This window comes from Cellulomonas jepli (assembly GCF_047229345.1).
In the GTDB taxonomy this organism is placed as follows: domain Bacteria; phylum Actinomycetota; class Actinomycetes; order Actinomycetales; family Cellulomonadaceae; genus Cellulomonas_A.
Window position 1 is genome coordinate 1 of the sequence record NZ_JBFTER010000073.1, and the last position, 23,887, is coordinate 23,887.

21 protein-coding genes are annotated in these 23,887 nt (G+C 75.8%); 12 read left to right on the forward strand and 9 right to left on the reverse strand.

The features are described from left to right. Window positions 1-267 precede the first annotated feature (267 nt). The 3 genes from AB6N24_RS15930 to AB6N24_RS15940 form a co-directional block, all read right to left on the reverse strand. Window positions 268-3,012, reverse strand: a complete 2,745-nt coding sequence (locus AB6N24_RS15930; protein ID WP_412870366.1) for a glycoside hydrolase family 3 C-terminal domain-containing protein — start codon at window positions 3,010-3,012, stop codon at window positions 268-270. A gap of 210 nt (window positions 3,013-3,222) precedes the next feature. Further along, complete coding sequence (locus AB6N24_RS15935; RefSeq protein WP_412870367.1) at window positions 3,223-4,083, reverse strand: hypothetical protein; 861 nt, start codon at window positions 4,081-4,083, stop codon at window positions 3,223-3,225. Between the two features lie 160 nt (window positions 4,084-4,243). Then, window positions 4,244-5,521: a nucleotide disphospho-sugar-binding domain-containing protein gene (locus AB6N24_RS15940; protein ID WP_412870368.1), complete on the reverse strand. Its 1,278-nt coding sequence runs from the start codon at window positions 5,519-5,521 to the stop codon at window positions 4,244-4,246. Between the two features lie 197 nt (window positions 5,522-5,718). Between AB6N24_RS15940 and AB6N24_RS15945 the strand changes: the two genes are divergently transcribed. Further along, window positions 5,719-7,350, forward strand: coding sequence for a glycoside hydrolase family 43 protein (locus tag AB6N24_RS15945; RefSeq protein ID WP_412870369.1), 1,632 nt, complete (start codon window positions 5,719-5,721; stop codon window positions 7,348-7,350). 90 nt (window positions 7,351-7,440) lie between these two features. Here the strand turns inward: AB6N24_RS15945 and AB6N24_RS15950 are convergent, their stop codons facing one another. After that, entirely contained in the window at window positions 7,441-7,842 is a 402-nt protein-coding gene (locus AB6N24_RS15950; RefSeq protein WP_412870370.1) for an SRPBCC family protein, read from the reverse strand. Window positions 7,843-8,033: 191 nt separating this feature from the next. Here AB6N24_RS15950 and AB6N24_RS15955 point away from each other — a divergent pair, with 191 nt between their 5' ends. After that, window positions 8,034-9,572, forward strand: a complete 1,539-nt coding sequence (locus AB6N24_RS15955; RefSeq protein WP_412870371.1) for a cellulose binding domain-containing protein — start codon at window positions 8,034-8,036, stop codon at window positions 9,570-9,572. A gap of 5 nt (window positions 9,573-9,577) precedes the next feature. Here AB6N24_RS15955 and AB6N24_RS15960 read toward each other — a convergent pair whose 3' ends face one another. Next, entirely contained in the window at window positions 9,578-10,501 is a 924-nt protein-coding gene (locus tag AB6N24_RS15960; protein ID WP_412870372.1) for an oxidoreductase, read from the reverse strand. A gap of 131 nt (window positions 10,502-10,632) precedes the next feature. Between AB6N24_RS15960 and AB6N24_RS15965 the strand changes: the two genes are divergently transcribed. Further along, on the forward strand, window positions 10,633-11,508 hold the full coding sequence (locus tag AB6N24_RS15965; RefSeq protein WP_412870373.1) for a helix-turn-helix transcriptional regulator: 876 nt from the start codon (window positions 10,633-10,635) through the stop codon (window positions 11,506-11,508). Window positions 11,509-11,629: 121 nt separating this feature from the next. Here AB6N24_RS15965 and AB6N24_RS15970 read toward each other — a convergent pair whose 3' ends face one another. Beyond that, complete coding sequence (locus tag AB6N24_RS15970; RefSeq protein WP_412870374.1) at window positions 11,630-12,250, reverse strand: magnetosome magnetite crystal formation protein family; 621 nt, start codon at window positions 12,248-12,250, stop codon at window positions 11,630-11,632. Between the two features lie 134 nt (window positions 12,251-12,384). On the opposite strand from AB6N24_RS15970, the gene AB6N24_RS15975 reads away from it, so the two are divergent. Genes AB6N24_RS15975 through AB6N24_RS15985 form a run of 3 tightly spaced genes read left to right on the forward strand, consistent with a single transcriptional unit; the run spans window position 12,385 to window position 14,938 of the window. Next, window positions 12,385-13,305 (forward strand): ABC transporter ATP-binding protein, encoded by a 921-nt coding sequence (locus tag AB6N24_RS15975; RefSeq protein ID WP_412870375.1) that lies wholly within the window; start codon window positions 12,385-12,387, stop codon window positions 13,303-13,305. Window positions 13,306-13,307: 2 nt separating this feature from the next. Continuing rightward, window positions 13,308-14,111, forward strand: coding sequence for an ABC transporter permease (locus tag AB6N24_RS15980; RefSeq protein ID WP_412870376.1), 804 nt, complete (start codon window positions 13,308-13,310; stop codon window positions 14,109-14,111). A gap of 14 nt (window positions 14,112-14,125) precedes the next feature. Then, on the forward strand, window positions 14,126-14,938 hold the full coding sequence (locus tag AB6N24_RS15985; RefSeq protein WP_412870377.1) for a MerR family transcriptional regulator: 813 nt from the start codon (window positions 14,126-14,128) through the stop codon (window positions 14,936-14,938). 139 nt (window positions 14,939-15,077) lie between these two features. On the opposite strand, the gene AB6N24_RS15990 is transcribed toward AB6N24_RS15985, so the two are convergent. Continuing rightward, window positions 15,078-15,692, reverse strand: a complete 615-nt coding sequence (locus AB6N24_RS15990; protein WP_412870378.1) for a VanZ family protein — start codon at window positions 15,690-15,692, stop codon at window positions 15,078-15,080. A gap of 235 nt (window positions 15,693-15,927) precedes the next feature. Between AB6N24_RS15990 and AB6N24_RS15995 the strand changes: the two genes are divergently transcribed. Next, entirely contained in the window at window positions 15,928-16,623 is a 696-nt protein-coding gene (locus AB6N24_RS15995) for a response regulator transcription factor (RefSeq protein WP_412870379.1), read from the forward strand. After that, complete coding sequence (locus tag AB6N24_RS16000) at window positions 16,616-17,692, forward strand: sensor histidine kinase (protein WP_412870380.1); 1,077 nt, start codon at window positions 16,616-16,618, stop codon at window positions 17,690-17,692. Before AB6N24_RS15995 ends, AB6N24_RS16000 begins: the two co-directional genes overlap by 8 nt. Window positions 17,693-17,710: 18 nt before the next feature. Here AB6N24_RS16000 and AB6N24_RS16005 read toward each other — a convergent pair whose 3' ends face one another. Continuing rightward, on the reverse strand, window positions 17,711-19,042 hold the full coding sequence (locus tag AB6N24_RS16005) for a glycoside hydrolase family 3 N-terminal domain-containing protein (protein ID WP_412870381.1): 1,332 nt from the start codon (window positions 19,040-19,042) through the stop codon (window positions 17,711-17,713). A gap of 209 nt (window positions 19,043-19,251) precedes the next feature. Here AB6N24_RS16005 and AB6N24_RS16010 point away from each other — a divergent pair, with 209 nt between their 5' ends. Beyond that, entirely contained in the window at window positions 19,252-20,349 is a 1,098-nt protein-coding gene (locus AB6N24_RS16010; protein ID WP_412870382.1) for a lytic polysaccharide monooxygenase, read from the forward strand. Between the two features lie 145 nt (window positions 20,350-20,494). Here the strand turns inward: AB6N24_RS16010 and AB6N24_RS16015 are convergent, their stop codons facing one another. Next, window positions 20,495-21,226: a dienelactone hydrolase family protein gene (locus AB6N24_RS16015; protein ID WP_412870383.1), complete on the reverse strand. Its 732-nt coding sequence runs from the start codon at window positions 21,224-21,226 to the stop codon at window positions 20,495-20,497. Between the two features lie 309 nt (window positions 21,227-21,535). On the opposite strand from AB6N24_RS16015, the gene AB6N24_RS16020 reads away from it, so the two are divergent. From AB6N24_RS16020 to AB6N24_RS16030, 3 genes are all read left to right on the forward strand, one after another. Beyond that, the gene (locus AB6N24_RS16020) at window positions 21,536-22,531 is read left to right on the forward strand and encodes a serine hydrolase domain-containing protein (RefSeq protein WP_412870384.1); all 996 of its coding nucleotides are present in this window, start codon (window positions 21,536-21,538) and stop codon (window positions 22,529-22,531) included. 196 nt (window positions 22,532-22,727) lie between these two features. After that, window positions 22,728-23,087 carry an ArsR/SmtB family transcription factor gene (locus tag AB6N24_RS16025; RefSeq protein ID WP_412870385.1) on the forward strand — a complete coding sequence of 120 codons (360 nt, stop codon included), beginning with the start codon at window positions 22,728-22,730 and terminating at the stop codon, window positions 23,085-23,087. Beyond that, window positions 23,084-23,623, forward strand: a complete 540-nt coding sequence (locus AB6N24_RS16030) for an SRPBCC family protein (protein WP_412870386.1) — start codon at window positions 23,084-23,086, stop codon at window positions 23,621-23,623. The genes AB6N24_RS16025 and AB6N24_RS16030 overlap by 4 nt, the downstream gene beginning before the upstream one ends. The last annotated feature ends 264 nt before the right edge of the window (window positions 23,624-23,887 follow it).

The following is a 23,887-nucleotide window of genomic DNA, read 5'->3' on the forward strand; positions in this document are numbered from 1 at the left end:
GCCCTCGCCACGCTCGCGGCCGGCGCCGGGCGCGGACCCCGGCGGCGCGGACGTCGCGTCCTCGACGAGCTGGACCTCGACACGCGGCTCACGGCTCACGGCTCCCCCTCCGGCGCGGGAGCCCGTCGCGTCGGCGCACCGGCGGTCCCGTCCGCACAGGCTCTCACCTGCGGCGGGACCCGCGCAGGCGCTTCACGGCAGGTCGGCGCCGAGCGCGCCGAGGGGCGGGCGCCGCGACGTGCGACGACCGCCCCTCGACGACCGGGCTCACGGCAGGAGCGCGCTGCCCCCGATCCGCAGCGAGCCGGTCAGCCGGACGTCCGTCGAGGACGACCCGACGTAGACCGGGATCGTGCCGCGCGGCGTCTGCCACCGGTCACGGTCGACGTCCCAGTACGACACCGACTCCGGGCTCAGCGTCACCGTGACCTGGCGCCGCTCCCCCGGCTGCAGGGTCACGGTCTCCCAGCCCGCGAGGACCTTCGGGGCGCTCTCGACCCGGCGGGTCGGCAGGTTCCCGACGTAGACCTGCACGGTCTCGGTGCCCGCGACGGTCCCGGTGTTGCGGACCGCGACGCGTACCCGCAGCTGCGCGCCGTCGCCGTCCTGGCCGCCGCCCGCGTTGATGCTCGTGCGCAGGTTGCGGTAGTCGAACGACGTGTAGGACAGGCCGTGGCCGAACGGGTACTGCGGCTCGATGCCGAACTCCTCGTAGCCGCGGTAGCCCACGTAGATGCCCTCGGAGAACTGCTGGTCGAGCCCGTCGCCCGGGAACTGCTCGGGCGAGCTGACCGGCGTGCTGTCCTCGTCCACGGGCATCGAGACGGGCAGCTTCCCCGACGGGTTGACGTCCCCGAAGAGGATGCCCGCGAGCGCGTTGCCCTGCTCCTGGCCGCCGAACCACGAGTGCACGATCGCCGGCACGCCGTCCTCCCAGTCGGAGGTCTGGAGCGCACCCCCGGCCGCGAGCACCACGACCGTGCGGGGGTTCGCCGCGGCGACCTGGCGGATCAGCTCCACCTGGCCGTTGGGCAGGTCGAGGTCGGGCTTGTCGCCGCCCTCGCTCGAGTAGTCCCGCACGACGACGACCGCCGCCTGTGAGCTGCGGGCGAGCGCCGCCGCCTCGAGCGCCTGCGGTGCGACGACACCCTCGGGCGTCGTCCAGCCGAGCTGGAAGACGGCGCCCGCGTCGGTGCCGCCGGGGCCGTTGTTGACGAACTCGACCCGCAGGTCGTGCGCGACGCCCGCCTCGAGGTCGACCGCCTCGGTGGTAGTCGTCGGAGCGGAGCCGCCCGTCGCCCCCAGCACGGCCACGTCGTCGAGGTAGACCACCGCGGTGCCCGTCGTGGTCACCGCGAGCTCGTACGTCCCGGTCGCCGGCGCCGTGAGCTGGCCCGTCCACCGGATCGAGGCGCCCATGTCCCGGGTCTGCAGCGGGAAGTCCGGGGACTGCGCGTTGAAGCCCTCGAACAGGAAGAACCCGGCGTTGATCGCCGCGTACGGGTCGGTGCGGTCCGCGATGGTGTCGCCCGTGAAGTCCTGCGTGGCGAAGTACTCGGCACGCAGCCCGGCACCGTCGCCGAGCGCGGACGTGAGGTAGTCCGACGGGATCGGGTCGGGGCCCGGGATGAGCGACGCGGACGTGACCGGGTCGGCGCCCCCGACGTGCCGGACGTCCACCCCTGCGGCGACGCGGTCCCGGATGCCCTGCAGCGGGCTCACGGTGTAGGTCGGCCGGACCAGCGAGCTGCCCCCGCCGGCGACGACCGAGTCGGCGTCGGCGCCGATCACCGCGATGGAGCCGACCGAGTCGGTCAGCGGGAGGGCGCCGCCGTCGTTCTTGAGCAGCACCATCGCGCGCTCCGCGACGAGGCGGGCGAACGCCCCGTTCTCCGCCTCGGGCAGCGGCTCGATCACCGGCGGGTGGTCGAACAGCCCGAGTCCGAACATCGGCCGCAGGATGCGCAGCACCGCGTCGTCGACGCGCGACTCCGGGACCTGCCCGGAACGCACCGCGTCGAGCAGCGGGCCGCAGAAGTAGCAGGTGCCGGGCCCGACGTCGGGCGTCGTGTTGCCGGGCATCTCCTGGTCGAGGCCCGCGTTCGCCGCCTGCACGGTGCTGTGGGTGGCGCCGTAGTCGCTCATGACCCAGCCCTGGAAGTCGAGCTGCTCCTTGAGGACCTGGTTCAGCAGCTCGTCGCTCTCGCACGCCCACACGCCGTTGACCTTGTTGAACGCGCACATCGCCGAGCCGGGGCGGCCCTGCTCGACGCCGATCGCGAACGGGCGCGTGTAGATCTCCTGCAGCGCGCGCTCCTCGACCACCGCGTTCCCGCCGGACAGGCGGTTGGTCTCCTGCGTGTAGACGTTGTAGTGCTTGATGTCGGCGACGACCGGGTGCTGCTGGATGCCGCGGATCACGCCGGCGGCCATCGTCCCGGACAGCAGCGGGTCCTCCCCGAGGGCCTCGAACGCCCGGCCGGCCTGCGCGACGCGGGCGATGTCGACCGCGGGCGAGAGCAGCACGTTGTGGCCGGTGCGGAACGCCTCGTCGCCCTCGACGTCGCCGTACTGCTGCGCGAGGTCCCGGTCCCACGTCGCCGCGAGCGCGATCGGCGCGGGCAGCTGTGTGGCCTCCTGGTCGTTGACGTCCGGGTTGGCGATCCGCACGCCGGCCGGGCCGTCCGCCATGGTGAGCGCCGGGATGCCGAGGCGCTCGATCGGGCCGTTGTAGAACCCGTAGTAGTTGTTGAGCTCGCCGTGCATCATGTTGACCTTCTCGTCCAAGGTCATCTGACGGAGCAGGTCACGGGCCCGCTCGGTGTCCTCCTCGGACTCGTCCCACCACCACGTCGTGGGGAACGACTGGGGTTGCAGCCTCTCGGCGGTGGCGGCCTCGCGGTCGAGGTCGGGGGTGGCCGCGGACGCGGCTCCGGCGGAGGCGACGAGGGCCGCCGCGGACAGGGCGACGACGATGCGCAGGCGCGCGGAACTGACTCGTGCAGGTGGCATGGGAACACTCCCTCGGGTGCCGTCGCAGGAGCGTCGGGGCTCCGTTGCCCCGTCGCGTGGGACCCCGCGGCCCGGTCCAGTAGTTCACCCGTTCGGGCTAACGTCAAGGGACAAGTCGGGCACGTGACCAGGTTCGGCGGGGGTCGTCCGTGAGGGGTTAAAGCACGTCCGCCGGGGTGTCCGGGAGGGGGCGGAGCACGTCCGCGGCGGTCACCGGGACGCGGACGCGACGAGTGCGACCTCGCCCTCGTACACGCGCGGCACGAGCCGGGTCGACGCCTGCGGACCGAGCGTCAGCCCCAGGCCGAGACCGCGCAGCACGGCGGCGACGTCCTCCGCGGGCAGCGAGCCGTGGCGCTCGAGCACCAGGTGCACGCGCCCGTGCGCACGCTCGGGACGGTGCAGCGCGAGGATCGAGGTCGAGACCGGCAGGTGCCGCGAGAACCGTGCCCGCGCCGCGTCGTCGTCGGCGTGCTCGAGCACGACGAGCCCTCTGCCAGCCAGCTCCGCCCGCAGCCCCGCGGCGCGCCAGTGCACCGGGGCGTCCGGGGCGCCGGTGACGTGGCGCGACCGGTTCGCCGACGTGATGGCGAGCGTCGCACCGCCGACCGCGTCCGACGCCGCCGCGAGGAAGGCCTGGGACGGGCAGGCGTCCCCCGGGACGATCACCTGGGTCGTCGTCGCACCGCGGTCCTCGGCCGTGAGCCCCGCCGGCACGTGCGCGGCGGCCGGTCCGCGGAACCCGAACGGCCCCAGCGCGCCGAACGCGTCCACGACGTCCTGCACCAGGGCCGGCGACACCCCGGGCGGCAGCGCCGCGAGGTCGAACGCATCCAGCACGCGGCCGGTCGGTGCGGTCACGCTGCCCGTCTGGTCGAGCGTCCGCCCCTTGAGCGCGTTGAGCCGGCGGACGGCGTCGCCGCGCGCGGTCAGCGCGTAGATCGGCCCGAACCCGTGCGCCACGGGCAGTCCCGCGGCGAGAAGCACCGCGGCGCGGCGGGCGTCCGCGGGCACGTCGAGGACGAGACGGTCACGGGTGCCGGAGCGGGCGGCGGCGAGGGTGTCGGGCACGGCGGGGCCTCCTGGGGTCGACCCGGAGGAGGAGCGCGGGCGGCGGTGAGATACGAGGCCCCGCGTCGGACGGGACCGGTGCGGGCCAGGGCGCTGCGGGCGGCCGGGGCGCGCGCCGTCCTCGGGCTCTCGCGCGCGGCCCGCGGACCGGCCCGGACCCTCAGCGGGCCAGGTGGTCCTCGAGCCGGTCCGCGGCGGCCCGTGCGCCCCCGGCTGCGCGCAGCTCGTCCCCGAGCCGCGCCGCCGTCGCCGCGTAGCGCGGGTCGCCGAGCACCCGGCGGCAGGCGTCCCGGACGGCGCCCGCGCGCGGGGTCCCGGTCCGCAGGTCGACCCCGGCGCCGTGCCACCCGACGCGCGCGGCGATCTCCGGCTTGTCGAGGTCGCCGCCCGCGACGACGAGCGGGACGTCGTGGCGCAGCGCCTGCAGGACGCCGCCGTAGCCGCCGTTCGTGACCATGAGCGAGGTGCGGGGCAGCAGGTGCGGGTACGGGACCATCGGGGCGACGCGGGCGTTCGCCGGGAGCGGCCCCGGCAGGGGGTCGGTGCGGTGCCCGAGCCCGACGACCACGAGCACGTCCTCGTCGGCGAGCGCGTCCAGCGTCGGCAGGATGAGGTCGTGCGGGTCCACGTTCGCGGTCCCCTGCGTCACGTGCACCACGGGGACGGTCGCGCGCAGGACGTCCTCCCACCAGGCGGGCAGCGCCGACGGACCCGGCGCGCGCCCGTCGTCCGTGAGGTCGCCGACGAACCAGACGTGCGCCGGCAGGTCGCCGCGCGGGTAGTCGAGGCCCGGGACGCCGGCCGCGACGACGAGCTGCGGCGAGAACCACATCGTCGCGAACGTCTCGCGGTCGGGCGCCAGGCCGGCGTCCCGGCGCGTCCGCTGGTACGCCCGCGTGAGCAGCGCGGTGCCCGCCCCGGCCGCGGCGCCGAGGACCGCGTCGCGCACGCGTCCTGGCACGCCGTGGGCCGGGGTCAGGCCGAGACCGGTGGGCGGGATGCCGCGACCGGGCGGCCAGTACGCGATCGGGGACACCGTCGCCCACGGCGTCCCGAGGTGCTCGGCCGCGAACCGCGTGCCGAGGGCCATCGGGTCGCCGGCGAGCAGGTCCCACGGCTCGCGTGCGTGCTCCGCGACGAGGTCGTCGCACTGGGCCGGGGCTGTCCCCAGGAACAGGTCCTCGAGGTTCACGAGCACCTGGCGGAACCCCTTGCGGTCCCGCATGCGGGGGAACGTCGCCGCGAGGTCCCGCTCGTCGAGGTCCGGCGGCGCGGCCCACGGGACGGCCCGCGCACCCACGTCGGTGAAGGTCCCGGCGTACGAGCGCCCGGTGTGCACGCGCACGTCGTGGCCGCGCCGGACCAGCTCGGCCGCCACCGAGCGGACCGGGCGCGCGTGCCCCGCGAACGGCATCGCCGTCATCATGATCGACGCCACCGACCGAGCATCGCAGGGGCGCGCGGCCCGGCGCTCGGGGCCTCGTGCCGCGAGCACGCGCGTCGCGCGCCCGCAGCACGCCGCCATGCACGCCCTCGGGCCGGGCGGGTCCCGTTCTCAGGCAGCGCGGGCACCGGACGTGGCAGGGTCGGACGTCCCGGCCACGCGCGGTGCGCCGGGAGGACGGAGGCGTCGTCGTGACGGTCACGGTCAGCAACCCGGTGCTCGGCGGCTCGCACCCGGACCCGTCGATCGTGCGGGCCGGCGACGCGTACTACCTCGCGACCTCGACCTTCGAGTGGTTCCCCGGGGTGCGCGTGCACCGCTCGCGCGACCTCGCGTCGTGGGAGCCGCTGGGCGGCGTGCTCGACGAGCCGCGGCTGCTCGACCTCGCCGGGTGCCCCGACTCCGGCGGCGTGTGGGCGCCGAACCTCACGTACGTCGACGGCACGTTCCACCTGCTCTACAGCACCGTCTCGGCGTACACGGGCGGCTTCACCGACTCCCCGAACCGGCTCGTCACGGCCCCCGCGATCGACGGCCCGTGGTCCGACCCCGTGCCGCTGGGCTCGCGCGGGTTCGACGCGTCGCTGTTCCACGACGGCGACGCGAGCTGGCTGGTCAACCTCGTGCACGACTGGCGTCCCGGACGCGGCGGGTCCGCCGGGCTCGAGGTGACGGCGTTCGACCGCACGACCCGCACGCTCGTCGGCTCCCCGCAGCGCCTCGACCTGCCGCCCGGCGCCGGCTGGATCGAGGGCCCCAACCTGTACCGGCACGGCGACTGGTACTACCTCGTGACGGCCGACGGCGGCACCAGCTGGGAGCACCAGGTCACCGTCTCGCGCTCGCGCGACCTGACCGGGCCGTACGAGCGCGACCCGCGCGGACCGCTCGTGACGTCGAAGCACCGGCCCGACTGGCCGCTGCAGAAGGCCGGGCACGGGAGCCTCGTCCGGACGCCCGACGACCGCTGGTACCTCGGGTTCCTCGTCGCCCGCCCGCACGGCGAGCACGGGCCGTGCGTCCTCGGGCGGGAGACCGCGCTCACCGAGGTCACGTGGGTCGACGGCTGGCCGACCGTGGCCGACCCGCTGCCCCCGCTCGGGCTGACGGTGCCGGGCGCGGCGGCACCGGCGGGTGCGGCGGCACCGGCGGGCGCGCCAGCGGTGTCGGTGGCGGACTGGAGCGTCGACGTCGACGACTTCGACGGTCCCCGGCTCGGCCCCGCCTGGTCGACGCTGCGCCGTCCCCCGACCGCCGACTGGCTGACCCTGACCGAGCGGCCCTCCCACCTGCGGGTCCGCGGTGGTCGGTCGCCGCAGAGCGCGGTCGGTGCGAGCCTCGTCGCGCGCCGGGTCACCGCCCCGCGGGTCGGGTTCGAGGCGACCGTCGACCACCGGCCGACCGCCTTCCAGCACGCGGCGGGGATCACCGCGTACTACAACGCGCGGAGCTGGTACTTCCTGCACGTCACCGCCGACGACGACGGCCGGCGCGTGCTGCGGCTCGCCGGGTGCGACCGGGGCGTGCTCACGCTGCACCCGGACGTCGTCGGGCTCGACGGTGACGGACCGGTGCGCCTCGGCCTCGACCTCGACGGCGCGCAGCTGACGTTCCGGCACCACGGACCCCGCGGCTGGGAGCACGTCGGACCCGGGCTCGACGCGACCACCCTGTCCGACGAGCACGCCACCGACGTCGACGACGCGGGGCAGCTCCGGGGCATGGGGTTCACCGGCGCATTCGTCGGGCTGTGGGTGTGGGACCTGGCCGGCCTCGGGCACCCGGCCGACATCGACTCGGCGACGTACACGGTCCGTCCCTGACGCGACGTACAGGGTCCGTTCCGACACGGACGGCACCCGCCCGTCGCGGTTCCGACTGCCGCCGAGCCGGACCGGCGCCCGCGGTCCCCGTCAGTCCGCTGCGCCCTCGAGCACCCGCTTGAGCAGGTCCAGGTCCGCCCGCACCGCCGCGACGTCGCGGTCGAGGTCGGCGTCGGACATCCCCGGCGACCGGCGGACCGTGAAGACGACCTCGGTCCCGTCGCCGTCCACGACCGCTCGCAGCGGCACGTGCACGGTCTCGCCGGTGGGGGTCACCACGTCGTGGTCGAGCACGCCGAGCTCGTTGGGCGGCGTGAACACGACCTGCGCGCGCCCGCCCGGCGTCTCGACGAACCACCGGCCGTCCTCCTCGACGACGTCGCCACCCAGACCGGGCGCCCAGCGCGGCAGGTTCGCCGGGTTCGCGACGAACGCGTAGACGTCGGGCACGGGCCGGTCGATGTGCACGCTCAGGTGCCGGGACTCCGTCATGGGCTGATCGTGCACCGCCGCACCCACACGCGCGAGCGCCGGCACGACCCGGGCCCGGTTCCCCGTCATCGAAACGCTTCGCAGGTCCCCGTCGCCGCCCTGACCAGGTACGAAGGAACCCCGAGCGGCGCACCGGCGCGCCCGGCCACGAGCTGCGCGCGGGCTGTCCCCTCGCGCCGAGAGGAGACGACGTGCGCCCTGCACGTGCCACCGTCGCGCTGACGACCCTGCTGGCCCTGTGGGGCACGGCCGCGCTGCTCCCCGGGTCGGCCGTCGCGGCCCCGACCGTCGCTCCCCCGCCGGACCTGCAGACCACGACCCACACCGCCGGCCGGGTCACCCCGCGCGACGGCGCGCTCGCGTTCAGCTGGCCGGGCGTCTACCTCGAGGGCCGTTTCCGGGGCACGGGCGTGGGCATCGTGCTCGACGACCCGGCCGCCGACTACGACGTCGCGATCGACGGGCGCACCGTGCAGACGCTCCGGGCACCGGTCAGCGGGACGCGCTGGGTCGAGGGGCTCGCGGACGGCACGCACACGGTGCGGGTCGTGAAGCGCAGCGAGAGCCCGTGGGCGACGAGCACGTTCGGCGGGTTCGTCGCCGCACCCGGCGGGCAGGTCCTGACCGCACCGGCCGACCGCACGCTGCAGCTCGAGCTCCTCGGCGACTCCTACACCGCGGGCTACGGCAACGAGTCGACGACCCGCGAGTGCACGGGCGACCAGGTCAACCGCACGACCAACGCGGACCTGAGCTTCGGGGCCCTCGCCGCACGCGCGCTCGGGGCCGACTACCAGCTCAACGCCTTCTCGGGCCGCGGCATGGTGCGCAACTACGGTGGCGGCGAGGCCGGCACGAGCTACCGCACCTACGCCGACCGGGCGCTGCTGGCCACGGCCGGCGACGGGTGGGACCGCCCGGCGAGCTGGACCCCCGAGGTCGTGGTGATCGGCCTCGGCATCAACGACTTCTCGACGCCCGTCGGCTCGGGCGAGCAGTGGACCACCGAGTCGCTCCGCACGGAGTGGGTGGCGGCGTACCACGGCTTCCTCGACCGGCTCCGCGCCGAGCACGGCCCGGACACGTTCCTCGTCGTGAGCGCGACGCCGTCGGGCGGCAGCGCGCAGGCCGAGCTCACCGAGCAGGTCGTCCGCGAGCGCCAGGCGCGCGGTGACGACCGCGTGGTCCGCTGGTTCTACGGCGCCCAGGGCCTCGACTACCTCGGCTGCCACTGGCACCCGTCGCTCGCCGACCACCGGGTGATCGCGCAGGAGCTCACGACGTTCCTCGGCACGCTCCCGCTCGGCGGCGGCCCGACGCCGACGCCGACCCCCACCGCGACCCCGACGCCGACCGCGACTCCCACGCCCACGCCCACGCCGACGCGCACCCCCACCCCGACCCCGACCCCGACCCCGACGCCCACCACCGCGCCCGCCGGCTGCGCGGCGACGCTCACCGTCGGCTCGGCCTGGCCGGGCGGCTACCAGGCGTCGGTGCAGGTCACGGCCGGGCGGGCGGCGATCAGCCGGTGGCAGACGACGTTCGCGCTGCCCTCCGGCGGCTCGGTCGCGACGTCGTGGTCCGGCGACCTCACCACGTCGGGCAGCACGGTGACCGTGAAGAACGCGGCGTGGAACGGCGCGCTCGGTGCGGGTGCGTCCACGAGCTTCGGCTTCATCGGCTCCGGGGCGGCGCCGACCGGTCAGGTCACGTGCGCGGCGGGCTGACCGGCTCAGACCTCCGCCCGGGCCCCGAGGTACCGCACGCCCGTCAGCTCCTCGGCCGCCGCCCACAGCCGGCGGCCGAGGGCCGGGTCGGCGGCCTCGCGCGAGAGCCGCGCCTCGGTGACCCGGCCACGCGTCTCCCACAACCCGGCAGGGCCGAAGAACTGCCCGCCGCGCACCCCCGACGCGGTCGCGGCGTGCAGCTGCGGCAGAGCACCCTGCTCGACCCGCTGGGTGGCGATCAGCCCGACCGAGGAGATCAGCCTCCCGACCCGGCGCCGGTGCTCCCACGCGCGCGGGGTCAGGTTGGTGCGCGTCATCCCGGGGTGCGCGAGCACGCTGAGCACCGGTGACCCCGCGGCACGCAGCCGGCGGTCGAGCTCGAGGCCGAGCACCGTGGTGGCGAGCTTCGACCGCCCGTACGCCGCCGCCGCCCGGTAGTCGCGCTCGTGCTGGAGGTCGTCGAGGTCGAGGTGCGCCGTCTTGTGGGTGATCGAGCTGAGGTGCACGACCCGCGCCCCACGCCCGGCCGTCAGCGCGTCCAGCAGCAGTCCGGTCAGCGCGAAGTGGCCGAGCGTGTTGGTCGCGAGCTGCATCTCGAACCCGTCGGCGGACGTGCGGCGCGGCCCGAGCAGCACGACGCCGGCGTTGTTGACGAGGAGGTCGACCCGAGGGTGGTCCCGGACGAGCTCCGCGGCGAACGTCCGGACCGAGTCCAGGGACGCCAGGTCGAGTGCGCGCACCTCGACGTCGCCACCGATCCGGCGGGCCACCTCCTCGCCTGCGGCCGTGCGGCGGACGGCGAGGACGACGTGCGCGCCGTGGCGAGCGAGCTCGGTCGCGGTGACGAGCCCGAGGCCCGAGGTGGCTCCGGTCACGACGGCGACGCGGCCGGTCTGGTCGGGGATGAGGTCGGCGGTCCAGGCGGTCACGGGTGCTCCGGTGGTGTCGTCGGGGGTGGGACCGCCGACGCTAGGAGCGGCGCGCGCCGGTTCCGTCGTCCCCGGTTCCCTAGGTCTGCGAGACCTCCCCTGCGCTCACGCCCGGGTCGCACACTGGGGGCATGACCCACCCGCACGCACGCGAGCTCGGCGACTTCCTGCGCGCCCGGCGGGGTCGGCTGCACCCGCGCGACGTCGGGCTCGAGCCCGGGGGGCGACGCAAGGTCGCGGGGCTGCGGCGCGAGGAGCTCGCCCTGCTCGCCGGGCTGAGCACCGACTACTACCAGCGCATGGAGCAGGGCCGTGAGGTGCGCCCGTCCGACGACGTCCTCGACGCGCTCGCGGGGGCCCTCGTCCTGGACGACGAGGAGCGCCGGCACCTGTTCACCCTGGCCCGTGCCGCGCGCCGGCCGGTGCGCCCGCGCGTCGACCACGGCCCCGAGCGGGTGCCCGACGGCACGCGCAGGCTCCTGCACGCCCTGGCCACCCCGGCGCTCGTGCTGGGCCGCCACCTCGACCTGCTCGCCTGGAACCCGCACGCGGAGGCGCTGCTCGGCGACCCCGCCGAGCACCCCTCCGACCGGCTCAACATGCTGCTGCTCATGTTCGACGACCCGCGCACCGGCGACCGCACGTGCCCGGACTGGGAGCGGCAGGCGCTCGACTACATCGGCATGATGCGCGCCGCCGTGGCGACGGACCCGACCCACCCGCGCGCGACGGCCGTCGTCGGGGAGCTCACGATCCGCAGCGCCGAGTTCCGGCGCCTGTGGGCCCGGCACGACGTACGGGAGTCGGTGAGCGGGACGAAGACGTTCCGGCTGCCGGAGGTCGGTGACGTCGTCCTGCACTGGGACACGTACCCGTTGCCGGGCAGCCCCGGGCCGGTCCTGCTGGTCTTCACCGCGGAGCCCGGCAGCCCGGACGCCGACCGCCTCGACCTGCTGGCGTCGCTGCACGCGACGCGCACGGCCCGCGGCGGCGCGCACCGCCCCTAGCGGCGCTGCCGGCGACGACCGGCGGACACCCGGCGACGACCGGCGGACACCCGGTGACGGCCGGCGGACGGCGCGCCGCGTCCGGCACCGACCCGGCGGTGCGTCCCGCGCTGCGCGACCGTCACGGCGCCGACGGGCCCTGCGTCGCGCGGAAGAACGGCACCGCGCGGGGCACGTAGACCTCACCGCGCGAGGTGCGCGTCAGGCCGAGGACCGTGATCACGAGGTGGGCGACGCTGAGCACCGGGATCGCCAGGAGGAGGAAGAGCGGCCACGGCACCGTGCCGGGGTCGGGCGTCTCCGGCTGCGTCGCGACCCCCAGGGCGATCGTGAGCGCGACGCTCAGGACGACGCCGAGCGCGTACGTCAGGCCCCAGTTCGCGGCCCCGCGGGCGTTCTCGGCGGCCAGCGGCGACCGCTTCCGCTGCCCGGGGTAGGCCGCGGCCATCGCGACGCCGGCGATCACCGCGCTGAGGAAGGGCACGGGCAGCCAGGCGAGCAGGCCCAGCAGGTAGGGCGTCCGCCCGATCGCCGTCGGGTCCCCCTGGCCGGGCGCGTAGCCGGCGCTGCCGTGGCCGGGGGCTCCGGGGGGCGCGCCCGCGGGGCCCGGCGCGACGATGCCCGCGTCCTGCATCGCGAGGTCGGCCTCCTCGGCGGAGAAGCCCTGCCGCAGCAGGTCGTCGCGGAGCTTCTGGGCCTCACGGCTGGGCGGGCTGGACGGGAAGGCTGCCTGGTCGGTCACGCCGCGGAGCCTAGCCGCCTCCGTCCGGAGACCCGGCGACGAGAGCCCTTGACCTTGACGCAGGGTCAACCCCCGACGCTGGTCGCAGAGGGTCCCCGACCGGGGGCCACGAGCACGTCGAGACGGAGCGGAGGATGGCGATGCCCATCGAGCGCCAGCGGTTGGTCCACGCGGTCGAACGCACGGAGACGGAGGGCGGAGGGCGGCTCACGACGGCCGGGCCGGCCGGCAGTCCGGCGATCCGCGTGCGCGGCCTGCACAAGTCGTACGGCGACCTCGACGTGCTGCGCGGCGTCGACCTCGAGGTCGCGCCCGGCAGCATCGTCGCGCTGCTGGGGTCGAACGGGGCCGGCAAGACGACCCTCGTGCGGATCCTCGCGACCCTCCTGCGCGCCGACGCCGGGACGGCCGCCGTGCGCGGGTTCGACGTCGCCACGCAGGCGGCCCAGGTGCGGGAGTCGTTCAGCCTGACCGGCCAGTTCGCGGCCGTCGACGACATCCTCAGCGGGCGCGAGAACCTCGTGCTCGTCGCGCGGCTGCGGCGCGTGGACGGGCCGGGGGCGCTCGCGGACGCGCTGCTCGCCCGCTTCGGCCTCACCGAGGCCGGCGCCCGGCGCGTGTCGACCTACTCCGGGGGCATGCGCCGGCGCCTGGACATCGCGATGAGCCTCATCGGCGACCCGCCGGTGATCTTCCTGGACGAGCCGACGACGGGCCTCGACCCCGAGGCGCGCCTCGAGGTCTGGCAGTCCGTGCGCCGGCTGGCCGAGGGCGGCACCACGGTGCTGCTCACGACCCAGTACCTCGAGGAGGCCGAGCAGCTCGCGGACCGCGTCGCGATCCTGCACGAGGGCCGGATCATCGCGGACGGCACCGTCGCCGAGCTGAAGCGGCTGATGCCGGCGGCCCGGGTCGAGTACGTCGAGAAGCAGCCGACGCTCGAGGAGGTCTTCCTCGCGGTCGTCGGGAACGGCACCACGCCCGGCGGCGGCCCGCACGGCACCGCCCCCACCCCGCACACCACCGGCACGACCGACCCGACCCCGAGGGGCTGACCATGACCACCACCCACGTCCCGACCGGCACTGCCGTCGTCACCGGGCGCACCCACGTCCTGACCGACACCGCCGTCCTCACCGGACGCACGCTGCGGCACGTGACGCGCAGCGTCGACACGATCGTCACGACCGCGGTCACGCCGATCGCGCTGCTGCTGCTGTTCGTCTACGTGCTCGGCGGGGCGATCGACACCGGGACCGACTCGTACGTGACGTACCTGCTGCCGGGCATCCTGCTCATCACGATCGCCTCGGGCGTCGCGTACACCTCGTTCCGGTTGTTCTCCGACCTGCAGAGCGGCATGTTCGAGCGCTTCCAGTCCATGCCCGTCGCCCGGTCGAGCGCCCTGTGGGCGCACGTCCTCACGTCGCTCGTCGCGAACCTCGTCTCGCTGGCCGTCGTCGTGGCGGTCGCGCTGGCCATCGGGTTCCGCTCGGGCGCGGGGGTCCTGGCGTGGCTCGCCGTCGTCGGCATCCTGCTCGTGCTCACGCTCGCGCTCACGTGGGTCGCCGTGATCGCCGGGCTCAGCGCGTCGTCCGTCGAGGGTGCGAGCGCGTTCTCCTACCCGCTGATCTTCCTGCCGTTCATCAGCTCGGCGTTCGTGCCGACCGAGTCCATGCCCGGTCCGGTGCAGTGGTTCGCGGAGCACCAGCCCGTGACCTCGATCGTCGACACGATCCGCGCCCTGCTCGCGCAGCAGCCGGTCGGGACGGACATCTGGGTCGCGCTCGCGTGGTGCGTCGGCGTGCTCGTGGTCGCGTACGCGGGCGCCATGGCGGTCTACCGCCGGAAGACCGCCTGAGGGAGCCTGGGGTCGTGCTCACCATCAGCCAGCTCGCGGCGTACGCCGGGGTCACCGTCCGGGCGGTGCGCCACTACCACCACATCGGGCTGCTCCCCGAGCCGGAGCGCGACCGCTCGGGGTACCGGACGTACGACGCGGCCGCCGTCGTCCGGCTCATCCGGATCCACACCCTGGCGGACTCGGGCGTGCCGCTCGCGCGGGTGCGGGAGCTCCTCGACGCCGAGCCGGACGAGTTCGCCGCGGGCGTCCGCGCGATCGACCGGGAGCTGCAGGCCGAGGTCCGGCGGCTGCAGGCGACCCGGCGGCGGCTCGCGAGGCTCGCCGCCGGGGACCACCTCGCGCTCCCGCAGTGCGTCGTCGACTACCTCGACCGGGTGCGCGCCCTCGGCGTCGACGAGGCGTACATCGAGATGGAGCGCGACAGCTGGATCATGGTCGCGGCGCAGGTGCCCGACCAGATCGACGCGATCATGGCCCAGAAGCACGTGGAGCTCGACGACCCCGACATGGTGAGCTTCTACCAGCTGATCGGGGGCGCGCTGGACTGGTCCGCGGACGACCCGCGCGTCGTCGAGGTCGCCGACGTCCTCGAGCGCCTCATGATCCGCGCCGTCGCGGCGGGCAATGTCGGGACCGACGAGTTCGACGACCAGTTCGTCGACCTGCTCGACACGACGATGGTCACCGCCGCGCCGGCCGCCCGGCGGCTCGTCGAGATCCTGCGCGAGCGCGGCTGGAGCGGCTGGACGCGGATCGAGCGCGTGCCTGCCGACCGGGTGCCCGCGCCGTCGACGGCCTCCGGCGCGCCGCCCGAGGTGTGCTGACCCGCCTCGTGGAGCGGTCCCGGGCCGGAACGGTCTCGGGCCGGAGCGGTCTCGGGCCGGAGCGGTCCCGGGCCGAGCGGCGTCGGCCGGTCGTCGGTCCGCCGGTGGCCGCCGCCGTGACCGGGCGGGCGTCGACGTGTCAGGACGAGCCCGGCGCGCTGCTGTGCGGCGCCAGCGGGGGGACCTCGCCGTCCGGCGGCGGGCCGAAGCGCATCGGGGACGCGATGACCGCCGCCCCCGCGAGCAGGGCGAGCACGGTGCCGGCCGCGCAGACCCGCGCGAGGACGGCGGGGGTTCTCGCCCCGAGCCGGCGCCGCGCCGCCGTCAGCGCGGCGAGCCCGGCCAGACCCCCGGCGGTGTTGACGACGAGGTCCGTCACGTCGGCGCTGCCGACCGCCAGGGCGTACTGCGCGACCTCCAGGCCCACGCTCGTCGCGGCGACGACGCCCGCGACCCGCCACCACCGCCACGCCGGCGCGAGCAGCCCGAGGTACACGCCGAACGGCACGAAGATCAGGGCATTGAGGACGACCTCGGGGAGCTCGCTCGGGCCGGCGTCCGCCGAGCCGACGAACGGGACGAGCTTGAGCACGCGCAGGCCGTCGTTCCCGAGCCACGGCACCTCGAGCTTCCACAGCACCGTCCAGCCGAGCAGGACGAGGTAGACGAGGAACAGGGCGACGAGCGCGACGGGCGCGGACCCGGCTGGTGCCTGCGTGCCGTCTCGGCCGGCGTCCGCGGTGGTGGTCGTCATGACGTGAGGGGTTCCGTTCCTGATCGGCGGGCGTGCGGGACCGCGGCCGGGTCACCGTCGCGGTCCCGTGGACGGGGTGCTGCACCGGAGACCGGCGCGACGGCCGTGCGGGTGCACGGCGTCCGCCGCGTCGGGCGCCCGCGGGCAGCCGGCTCAGGCAAACCGGTCACGTGTTGCGCGGGCGTTCGCGGATCCGCATACGCCCGCGATACGGGCCCGCTCGTAGCATCGGGAGGTGCGTGTGCTGATCGTCGAGGACGAGCCCTACCTGGCCGAGGCCGTGCGCGACGGCCTGCGGCTCGAGGCGATCGCGGCGGACGTCGCCGGGGACGGCGACACGGCCCTGCAGCTGCTGAGCGCGAGCTCCTACGACGTCGCCGTCCTCGACCGCGACATCCCCGGGCCGTCCGGCGACGAGATCGCCGCGCACATCGTCGCCTCGGGGAGCGGCTTGCCGATCCTCATGCTCACCGCCGCCGACCGCCTCGACGACAAGGCGTCCGGCTTCGGGCTGGGCGCCGACGACTACCTCACCAAGCCCTTCGAGCTGCGCGAGCTCGTGCTCCGGCTCCGGGCGCTGGACCGCCGTCGCGCCCACCACCGGCCGCCCGTCCGCGAGCTCGCCGGCCTGCGCGTCGACCCGTTCCGCCGCGAGGTCTACCGCGACGGCCGCTACGTCGCCCTGACCCGCAAGCAGTTCGCGGTGCTCGAGGTCCTCGTCGCCGCGGAGGGCGGGGTGATCAGCGCCGAGGAGCTCCTCGAACGGGCCTGGGACGAGAACGCCGACCCGTTCACCAACGCGGTGCGCATCACGGTCTCGACGCTCCGCAAGCGGCTCGGCGAGCCGTGGCTCATCGCGACGGTGCCCGGCGTCGGGTACCGCATCGACGGCTCCCCCGCTCCTCGCCGGGCCGGTCGGGACGATGGATAGGGCGCCGGGCCCGAGCGTCCGCCTGAAGCTCACCCTGAGCTACGCGGGGTTCCTCGTGCTCGCGGGGGCCGTCCTGCTGACGCTGGTCTGGCTGTTCCTGCGGGTGCCCACGTTCCGGGCGCTCGGCGGCTTCGCGCCCTCGCACCCCATGCTGCTGCGCGACTTCCTGCCGGCCGCCGGCGTCGTGCTGGCGTTCCTGCTCCTGCTCGGGCTCGTGGGCGGCTGGCTGCTCGCCGGGCGGATGCTGGCGCCGCTGGCCCGCATCACCGCGGCCACCCGCCTGGCGGCGACCGGCTCGCTGTCCCACCGGATCGCGCTCGAGGGGCGGGCCGACGAGCTCCGCGAGCTCGCCGACGCGTTCGACGCGATGCTGGAGCAGGTCGAGGCGCAGGTCGCCGAGCAGCGCCGGTTCGCCGCGAACGCCTCGCACGAGCTGCGCACCCCGCTCGCGATCTCGAAGGCGCTCCTCGAGGTGGCCCGCGACGACCCCGGCGCCGACACCGCCGAGCTCCTGGACCGCCTCCGGGCCGTCAACGGGCGCGCGATCGACCTCACCGAGGCGCTCCTCCTGCTCAGCCGGGCCGACCAGCGGTCCTTCGCCCGCGAGCGCGTCGACCTGTCCCTCCTGGCCGAGCAGGCCGCCGAGACCCTGCTGCCGCTCGCGGAGGAGCGGGGCACGACGCTCGAGACCACCGGCGACGTCGCGCCCACCGTCGGCTCCCCGCCGCTCCTGCTGCAGCTCGTGACGAACCTCGTGCACAACGCGATCGTCCACAACCTCCCGCGCGGCGGCACCGTCGCCGTCCGCACCGCGGCGCGCCCGGGGTGGACCACGCTCACCGTCGAGAGCACCGGCGAGCGGCTGGCCCCGGAGCTCGTCGCGACACTCGCCGAGCCGTTCCGCCGCGGGAACGGGCGCGTCCGGGCCGACGACGCCGGGGTCGGCCTGGGACTGGCGATCGTCGCGAGCATCGCCCGCGCGCACGGCGGCGGCCTGACCCTCACCCCGCGCGCGGCGGGCGGGCTGCGCGTCGCGGTCCGACTGCCCACGGCTCCGGTCGCCGGCTGACGGCACCCGGCGCCTGCGTCACCGGGGCGTCGGCACCGGGGTCGAGGTGGGGGTCGGCACGGCGCCGGGGAGCGCGAGGGCAGGCATCGTCACGTCGAGGCAGGACATCGCGACCGGGTCGCCGCCCGCGAGCGCCGTGACGCGCGCCGCCGCCTCCGAGACGCGCTCCTCGGGAAGGCGGCCGGTGCGCACGGCCTCGACGAGCGCGTCGCGCATCCGCACGGCGTGGCGCCCGTCGGTCGTGAGCACGGCGTCCGCCCCGGCGCCGACGGCCTCGACGGCGGCCGCCGGGAAGTCCCACCGCAGGTTGACCGCGCCCATGCCCACGGAGTCGGTGATCGCGACGCCCTCGAAGCCCATGTCGCGCAGCAGCGCGTACGCGCTCGGGCTCAGGGACGCCGGCCGGTCGGGGTCGAGCGCCGCGTACTGCAGGTGGTTGAGCATGATCACGGGTGCGCCGGCGTCGATCGCGCGCTGGAACGGCAGCAGGTCGGTCGCCGCGAGCTCGTCGACGCCCGCGGTCACGAGCGAGGACCGCGCGTGCGAGTCGACGGTCGAGCGGCCGTGCCCGGGGAAGTGCTTCATGGTGGGCGTGACGCCGGCGTCGGCGAGCCCGGCGGCGTAGGCGAGGCCGTAGTCGGCGGCCGTGCCCGGGTCCGCGCTGAACGACCGGTCGCCGATCACTCCCCCGGCCGGCCCGTCGTCGAGGTCGAGCACGGGCGCGAGATCGAGGTCGACGCCCACCCCCGCGAGCGCCGCGCCGGTGACGGCCGCGCGCTCTCGCACGGCCTCGGGGGTGTCGCGCTGCGCCATGCGCCGCGGCGACGGCCCGGCGCCGACGACGTCCCGCATGAGGGCGACGCGGCCCGACTCCTCGTCGGTCGAGACGAGCAGCGGCCGGCCCGCGGCGGCCCGCAGCCCGGCCGAGAGGGCCGCGACCTGCGTCGACGTGCGCACGTTGCTCTCGGACAGGAAGACGCCGCCGACGCCGAGGCCGACGACCTCCTGGGCGAGCGGGTCGGTGGCGGTGCGCACCCCGGGCAGTCCGACGACGAGGGTCGCCGCGGCCCGCTGCTCGAGCGGCGCGGGGGTGCACGTGGGCGTCGGGATCGGGGTCGGCGAGGGCGGCGGTGTCACCGCGACCGCATCGGGGCTCGGCGTCGCGACAGGCTCGTCGGCCCGGTCGGCGAGGGCGGCAGCTCCGACCGAGCCGGCGCCGAGGCAGACGACCGCGAGGCCCGCGAGCGCGGCAGCCCGCAGGCGCCCGGCCCACCGCGAGGGACGCGCGTGCCGCGGCGCGGCGTTGCCCGGGACCGGAGCCGGTCCGGCGGGCGGGGAGGCTGGCGTCACCGGGGCAGGCTATGTCGGGCCTCGGCGGCCGGCCTCCCGAGCGGGGCACGGTCACCTGGGCGGGGAGCGGCACCACCCGATCGTGCGGGGCGCCCACGGCTCCACTCCGGTGCCAGCTCCGGTGCCGAAGCGTTTCGTCTGTTGCCGCCCACCACCGCGCGAGCCGAGGGTGCTCCTACGTTCGCTCAGCCCTGTCCCGGAGGGGGACCATGTCACGCCTCTCACCTTTGCGCCGCGTCGCCGCGGCCGTCAGCACCCTCGCCATCGGCGCCGCGATGGTGGTCGGCTCCGCCGTCCTGGCCGGGCCCGCCGCGGCCCACGGAGCCGTGTCCGACCCGCCCACGCGCATCTACGGCTGCTGGGACCGCTGGAAGTCCAACCACGCGGACCCGGCGATGCAGACCCAGGACCCCGCGTGCTGGGCCGCCTGGCAGGCCAACCCGAACGCCATGTGGAACTGGAACGGCATCTTCCGTGAGGGCGTCGCGGGCCGGCACGAGCAGGTGATCCCCGACGGGAAGCTCTGCTCCGCGGGCAACCCGATCTACGCGGCCGCCGACACCCCCGGAGCGTGGCGCACGACCGCGAAGCCGTACGACTTCCGGCTCACCCTGACCGACCCGTCCAACCACGGCGCGGACTACCTGAAGATCTACGTCACCAAGCAGGGCTACGACGCGAAGACCGAGCCCCTGACGTGGGCCGACCTCGAGCTCGTCACGACGACGGGCCGCTACGGCACCACGAGCCCGTACGTCGCGGACGTGAGCATCCCGCGCGACCGCCGCGGGCACCACGTCGTGTTCACGATCTGGCAGGCCAGCCACCTCGACCAGCCGTACTACCAGTGCAGCGACGTGACCTTCGGCGGCGACGGCACCACGCCGACGCCGACGCCGACCGTGACTCCCACGCCGACGCCCACCGTGACCCCGACGCCCACCCCGACCGCGACGCCGACCCCGACGCCGACGGCCACCTCGACGCCCACGCCCACCACCGGCACGGGCGGCTGCACCGCGGCGTACACCAAGCGCGGTGAGTGGACCGGCGGGTTCAGCAGCGAGGTCAAGGTCACGGCCGGCGCCGCGGCGATCCGCGGCTGGCAGGTCGCGCTGACGTGGCCCGACGGGCAGCGCGTCACGAACGTGTGGAGCGCGTCCGCGACGACGAGCGGGTCGACGACGACCGCGAGCAACGTCGAGTACAACGGCAGCCTCGCCGCGGGCGCCAGCACGAGCTTCGGCTTCAACGGCTCGTGGACGGGCGGCAACGGCAGCCCGGCCGTCACCTGCACCGCATTCTGACCTCCGGGCCGACAGCGCACGAGGCACGACGCACGACACGACGAGGGCCGCACGTCTCCGGACGTGCGGCCCTCGCGTGCGTCCCCCGGACAGCGGACGCCGCCGCCGGCCGGTCGGGCCCGGCCTCAGGCGTCGCGACGGCCGGTCACGCCCGCTCCCGCAGGTGCCGGTCGAGGAAGCGGCACGTGTCCTCGAGCTCGAACCGGGGCGTGCCGAGGTGCCCACCCGGGTTGGCGTGCAGCGTCTTCTCGGTGCTGCCGAACGCGTCGAACAGGTCCAGGGCACGCTGCCGGGGGTTGCCCTCGTCGTCCCACTGCAGCAGGAGCAGCAGCGGAGCGGTCACCTGCCGGGCCTCCTCCCGCTGCGCCCGGGGCACGTAGCCCCCGGCGAACAGGCCGAGCGCCGCGACGCGAGGCTCGACGGCCGCGAGCCGGATGCCGAGCGCGGCCCACCCGCAGTACCCCACGGGGCCGTCGACCTCGGGCAGCGCCAGCAGCGCGTCGAGGGCCGTCCGCCAGTCGGGGACGGCCTCCACGACGAGCGGCCCGACGAGGGTCTCGAGCAGCTCGTCGATCGGCTCGCCGGCCCGCACGGCCCGGCCCAGGTCGGCGCGGGCCTGCTCGTCGGCCGGGGAGCGGGGCCGGTCGCCGCACCCGGTCGCGTCGATCGACGCCACCGCGTAGCCGTGCTCCGCCGCGGTGTACCGGGCTCGCGCGACGAGCCGGGCGTCGTTCTTGGGGAGGCCGTTGTTGTGGGCCATGAGGACCAGCGGAGCCGGCGCGGGGCCGGGCGTCCACAGGGTGACGGGAATCTCGCCGAGGGTGAGCTCGCGTTCGAGGGCGCCGTCGTCGAGACGCTGCTCGGAGATGAGTCGCATGGTCGTGCCTCTCGGGGTGCGCTGCGGGGGGCGCTCCCGGACGACCTACCGTCCGACCGTGACCCCGGAGGGGAGCACCCATGTCGACACTGCGTTCACGGGTACCACCTCCTCGTCCTCCTGCACGGCCACGCGGACGCTAGCAGCGCGCCGCGTCGTCCACGGACCTCTTTTCCGCGGATCCCCGTCGCGCGGGCCGGTCCGTGGCTCGACCTGCGCACCGTCGGGCGCGTCGGGGGGCGCGCGACGCTCCGCACGCCGAGAGCGAACGCCCGCCCGGGCGCCGCGCGCCGCCGCGAGGATGACCGCATGACGACCCGCCCGGAGCCGACCACCGACCCCGACCTCGCCGCGCGCGTGCAGAGCCTGCTGGGGAGGCGCCACCCCGTCGTCGGCGTCGCCACCGTCACGCCCGGCGGCACGGCGAGCGCGCTGCTCGGCGCCGGACCGGAGGCCGACCTCGAGCTCGGGTCGATCTCGAAGGGGGTGACCGGGCTGCTGTACGTGGACGCGCTCGAGCGGGGCGAGGTGTCGGCGTCCGCGACGCTGGCCGACCACCTCCCCCTGGCCGGGACCGCGGTCGGCGCCGTGCGGCTCGCCGACCTCGCGACCCACCGCTCGGGACTGCCGCGCCTCGCTCCGGACACGCAGGTCCTCCGGCGCACCGTCGCGCTGTGGCGGCACGGCACCAACCCGTACGGCGAGACGCTCGACGAGCTCCTCGGCGCGGTGCGCACGGTCGAGCCCGGCGCCCCGAAGGCGGGTTACTCGAACCTCGGCTTCGAGCTGCTCGGCCACGCCGTCGCGGCGGCCGCGGGCACCTCCTACGCCGACCTGCTGCGCACACGCGTCGCCGAGCCGCTCGGCCTCGACCCGTTCTACGTGCCCGCCACGCCCGGCGACCTGCGTCCCGGTGCGCTGCTCGGACGCAGCCGCCGCGGGCGCGTCCAGGAGGCGTGGACCGGCGAGGCGCTGGCCCCGGCGGGCGGCATCCGCTCCTCGCTCGACGCAGCCGCTCGGCTGACGGCGGCGCTGCTCGACGGCTCGGCCCCGGGGCTGCGTGCGCTCGACCCCGTCGCGCCGCTCGGGCGGGGCGCCCGGATCGGGGCGGCGTGGGTCGTGCTCGACGCACGCGGGCGCACCGTGACCTGGCACAACGGTGGCACCGGCGGGTTCCGCTCGTGGCTGGGGCTGGACCGCTCGGCCGGCACCGGTGTCGTCGTCGTCTCGGCGACGGCGGCGTCGGTGGACCGCACCGGGTTCGCGCTGCTCTCCGGGCTGAGCACGCCGCCGGGGCGTCCCTGACTTCTGCGCGCCCGCGCTCGACCCGGCCTGCTTCCGACCTGTCCGCGCTCGACCCGGCCTGCTTCCGACCTGTCCGCGCTCGACCCGGCCGCCTTCGGTGCGCTCGCCCCGGGCTCTGCCGACCTGTCCGCGCTCGACCCCGGCGCGAGTCCTTCGGCGGTCTTGACGCATTCCCATATCGGCATACGATTGCCGCATGGCCCGAGCAGCGACGACGTCCGACGTCTTCAACGCCATCGCCGAGCCGCAGCGCCGCGAGATCCTCGCGCTGCTGCGGGACGGCGAGCGCCCGGTGAACGAGCTCGCCCAGGAGCTGGGCCTGACCCAGCCGGGCGCGTCCAAGCACCTGCGGGTGCTCCGGGAGGTCGGGCTCGTGCGCGACCGCAAGGAGGGCAAGCAGCGCGTGTACGGCCTCGACGCCCGCGGGCTGCGACCGGTGCACGCGTGGACCGGCGGGTTCGAGCGGTTCTGGAACGAGAGCCTCGGGCGGCTCGACGCGTACGTGCAGGAGCTCGAGCAGGCAGCGCAGGAACCTCAGGAGGAGGAGCAGCCATGACCACGACAGGACCCACGGCCCCGACAGCCACCCCGGCCACGCAGTCCGAGGCCGCGCAGTCGGAGGCCGCGCAGTCCCCGACGGCCGACCGCGAGGTCGTCGTCTCGCGGGTCGTCGCCGCACCGCCCGACCGGGTGTTCGAGGCCTTCACCGAGGTCCGGCACCTGTCCCGCTGGTGGGGGCCGGACGGGTTCACCACCACGACGCGCGCGTTCGAGTTCCGCGTCGGCGGGGAGTGGGACTTCGTGATGCACGGCCCGGAGGGGACGGATTACCCCGAGTGGATCTCCTGGACCGAGATCACGGCGCCGGAGCGGATCACGTTCCGGCACGGCGAGCGCCGCGACGACCCGAACGCCTTCGAGTCGGTCCTCACGTTCACCCCCGACGGCGCGGCGACCCGCGTCGAGCTGCTGACGGTGTTCCCGACCGTCGAGCTGCGCGACGAGGCGGTCGAGAAGTACCACGCCGTCGAGGGCGGCCGGCAGACCCTGGGCAACCTCGCGGCCTACGTCGCCGAGGGCCTGCCGGGCTGAGCCGAGGACGGCGCACGCCGCCGGCGGCGCACCGCCCGGACGGGAGCCGGGCGGGCCAAGGCCGCCGAGCGGGCACCGGGGCTTGCCGAGCTGAGACCGCCGAGCCGGCGCTGGGGGCCTGCCGAGCTGAGGCCGCCCAGCCGGCACCCGGGGCCTGCCGGGCTGAGACCGCCAGGCCGGCGCCGGAGTCGTCCCCGGGATCGCGGTGTCCGTGCAGGCGGCGGTGTTCGTCACCGCCGCCGCGGTCGTCGGCCGCGAGCGCCC

Bases quoted from the DNA above. Each gene is read 5' to 3' on its own strand.
- AB6N24_RS15930 (WP_412870366.1), bottom strand. From the start codon at position 3,012: ATGCCACCTGCACGAGTCAGTTCCGCGCGCCTGCGCATCGTCGTCGCC.
- AB6N24_RS15950 (WP_412870370.1), bottom strand. From the start codon at position 7,842: ATGACGGAGTCCCGGCACCTGAGCGTGCACATCGACCGGCCCGTGCCC.
- AB6N24_RS15965 (WP_412870373.1), top strand. From the start codon at position 10,633: ATGACCCACCCGCACGCACGCGAGCTCGGCGACTTCCTGCGCGCCCGG.
- AB6N24_RS15975 (WP_412870375.1), top strand. From the start codon at position 12,385: ATGGCGATGCCCATCGAGCGCCAGCGGTTGGTCCACGCGGTCGAACGC.
- AB6N24_RS15980 (WP_412870376.1), top strand. From the start codon at position 13,308: ATGACCACCACCCACGTCCCGACCGGCACTGCCGTCGTCACCGGGCGC.
- AB6N24_RS15990 (WP_412870378.1), bottom strand. From the start codon at position 15,692: ATGACGACCACCACCGCGGACGCCGGCCGAGACGGCACGCAGGCACCA.
- AB6N24_RS16000 (WP_412870380.1), top strand. From the start codon at position 16,616: ATGGATAGGGCGCCGGGCCCGAGCGTCCGCCTGAAGCTCACCCTGAGC.
- AB6N24_RS16010 (WP_412870382.1), top strand. From the start codon at position 19,252: ATGTCACGCCTCTCACCTTTGCGCCGCGTCGCCGCGGCCGTCAGCACC.
- AB6N24_RS16015 (WP_412870383.1), bottom strand. From the start codon at position 21,226: ATGCGACTCATCTCCGAGCAGCGTCTCGACGACGGCGCCCTCGAACGC.
- AB6N24_RS16020 (WP_412870384.1), top strand. From the start codon at position 21,536: ATGACGACCCGCCCGGAGCCGACCACCGACCCCGACCTCGCCGCGCGC.
- AB6N24_RS16025 (WP_412870385.1), top strand. From the start codon at position 22,728: ATGGCCCGAGCAGCGACGACGTCCGACGTCTTCAACGCCATCGCCGAG.
- AB6N24_RS16030 (WP_412870386.1), top strand. From the start codon at position 23,084: ATGACCACGACAGGACCCACGGCCCCGACAGCCACCCCGGCCACGCAG.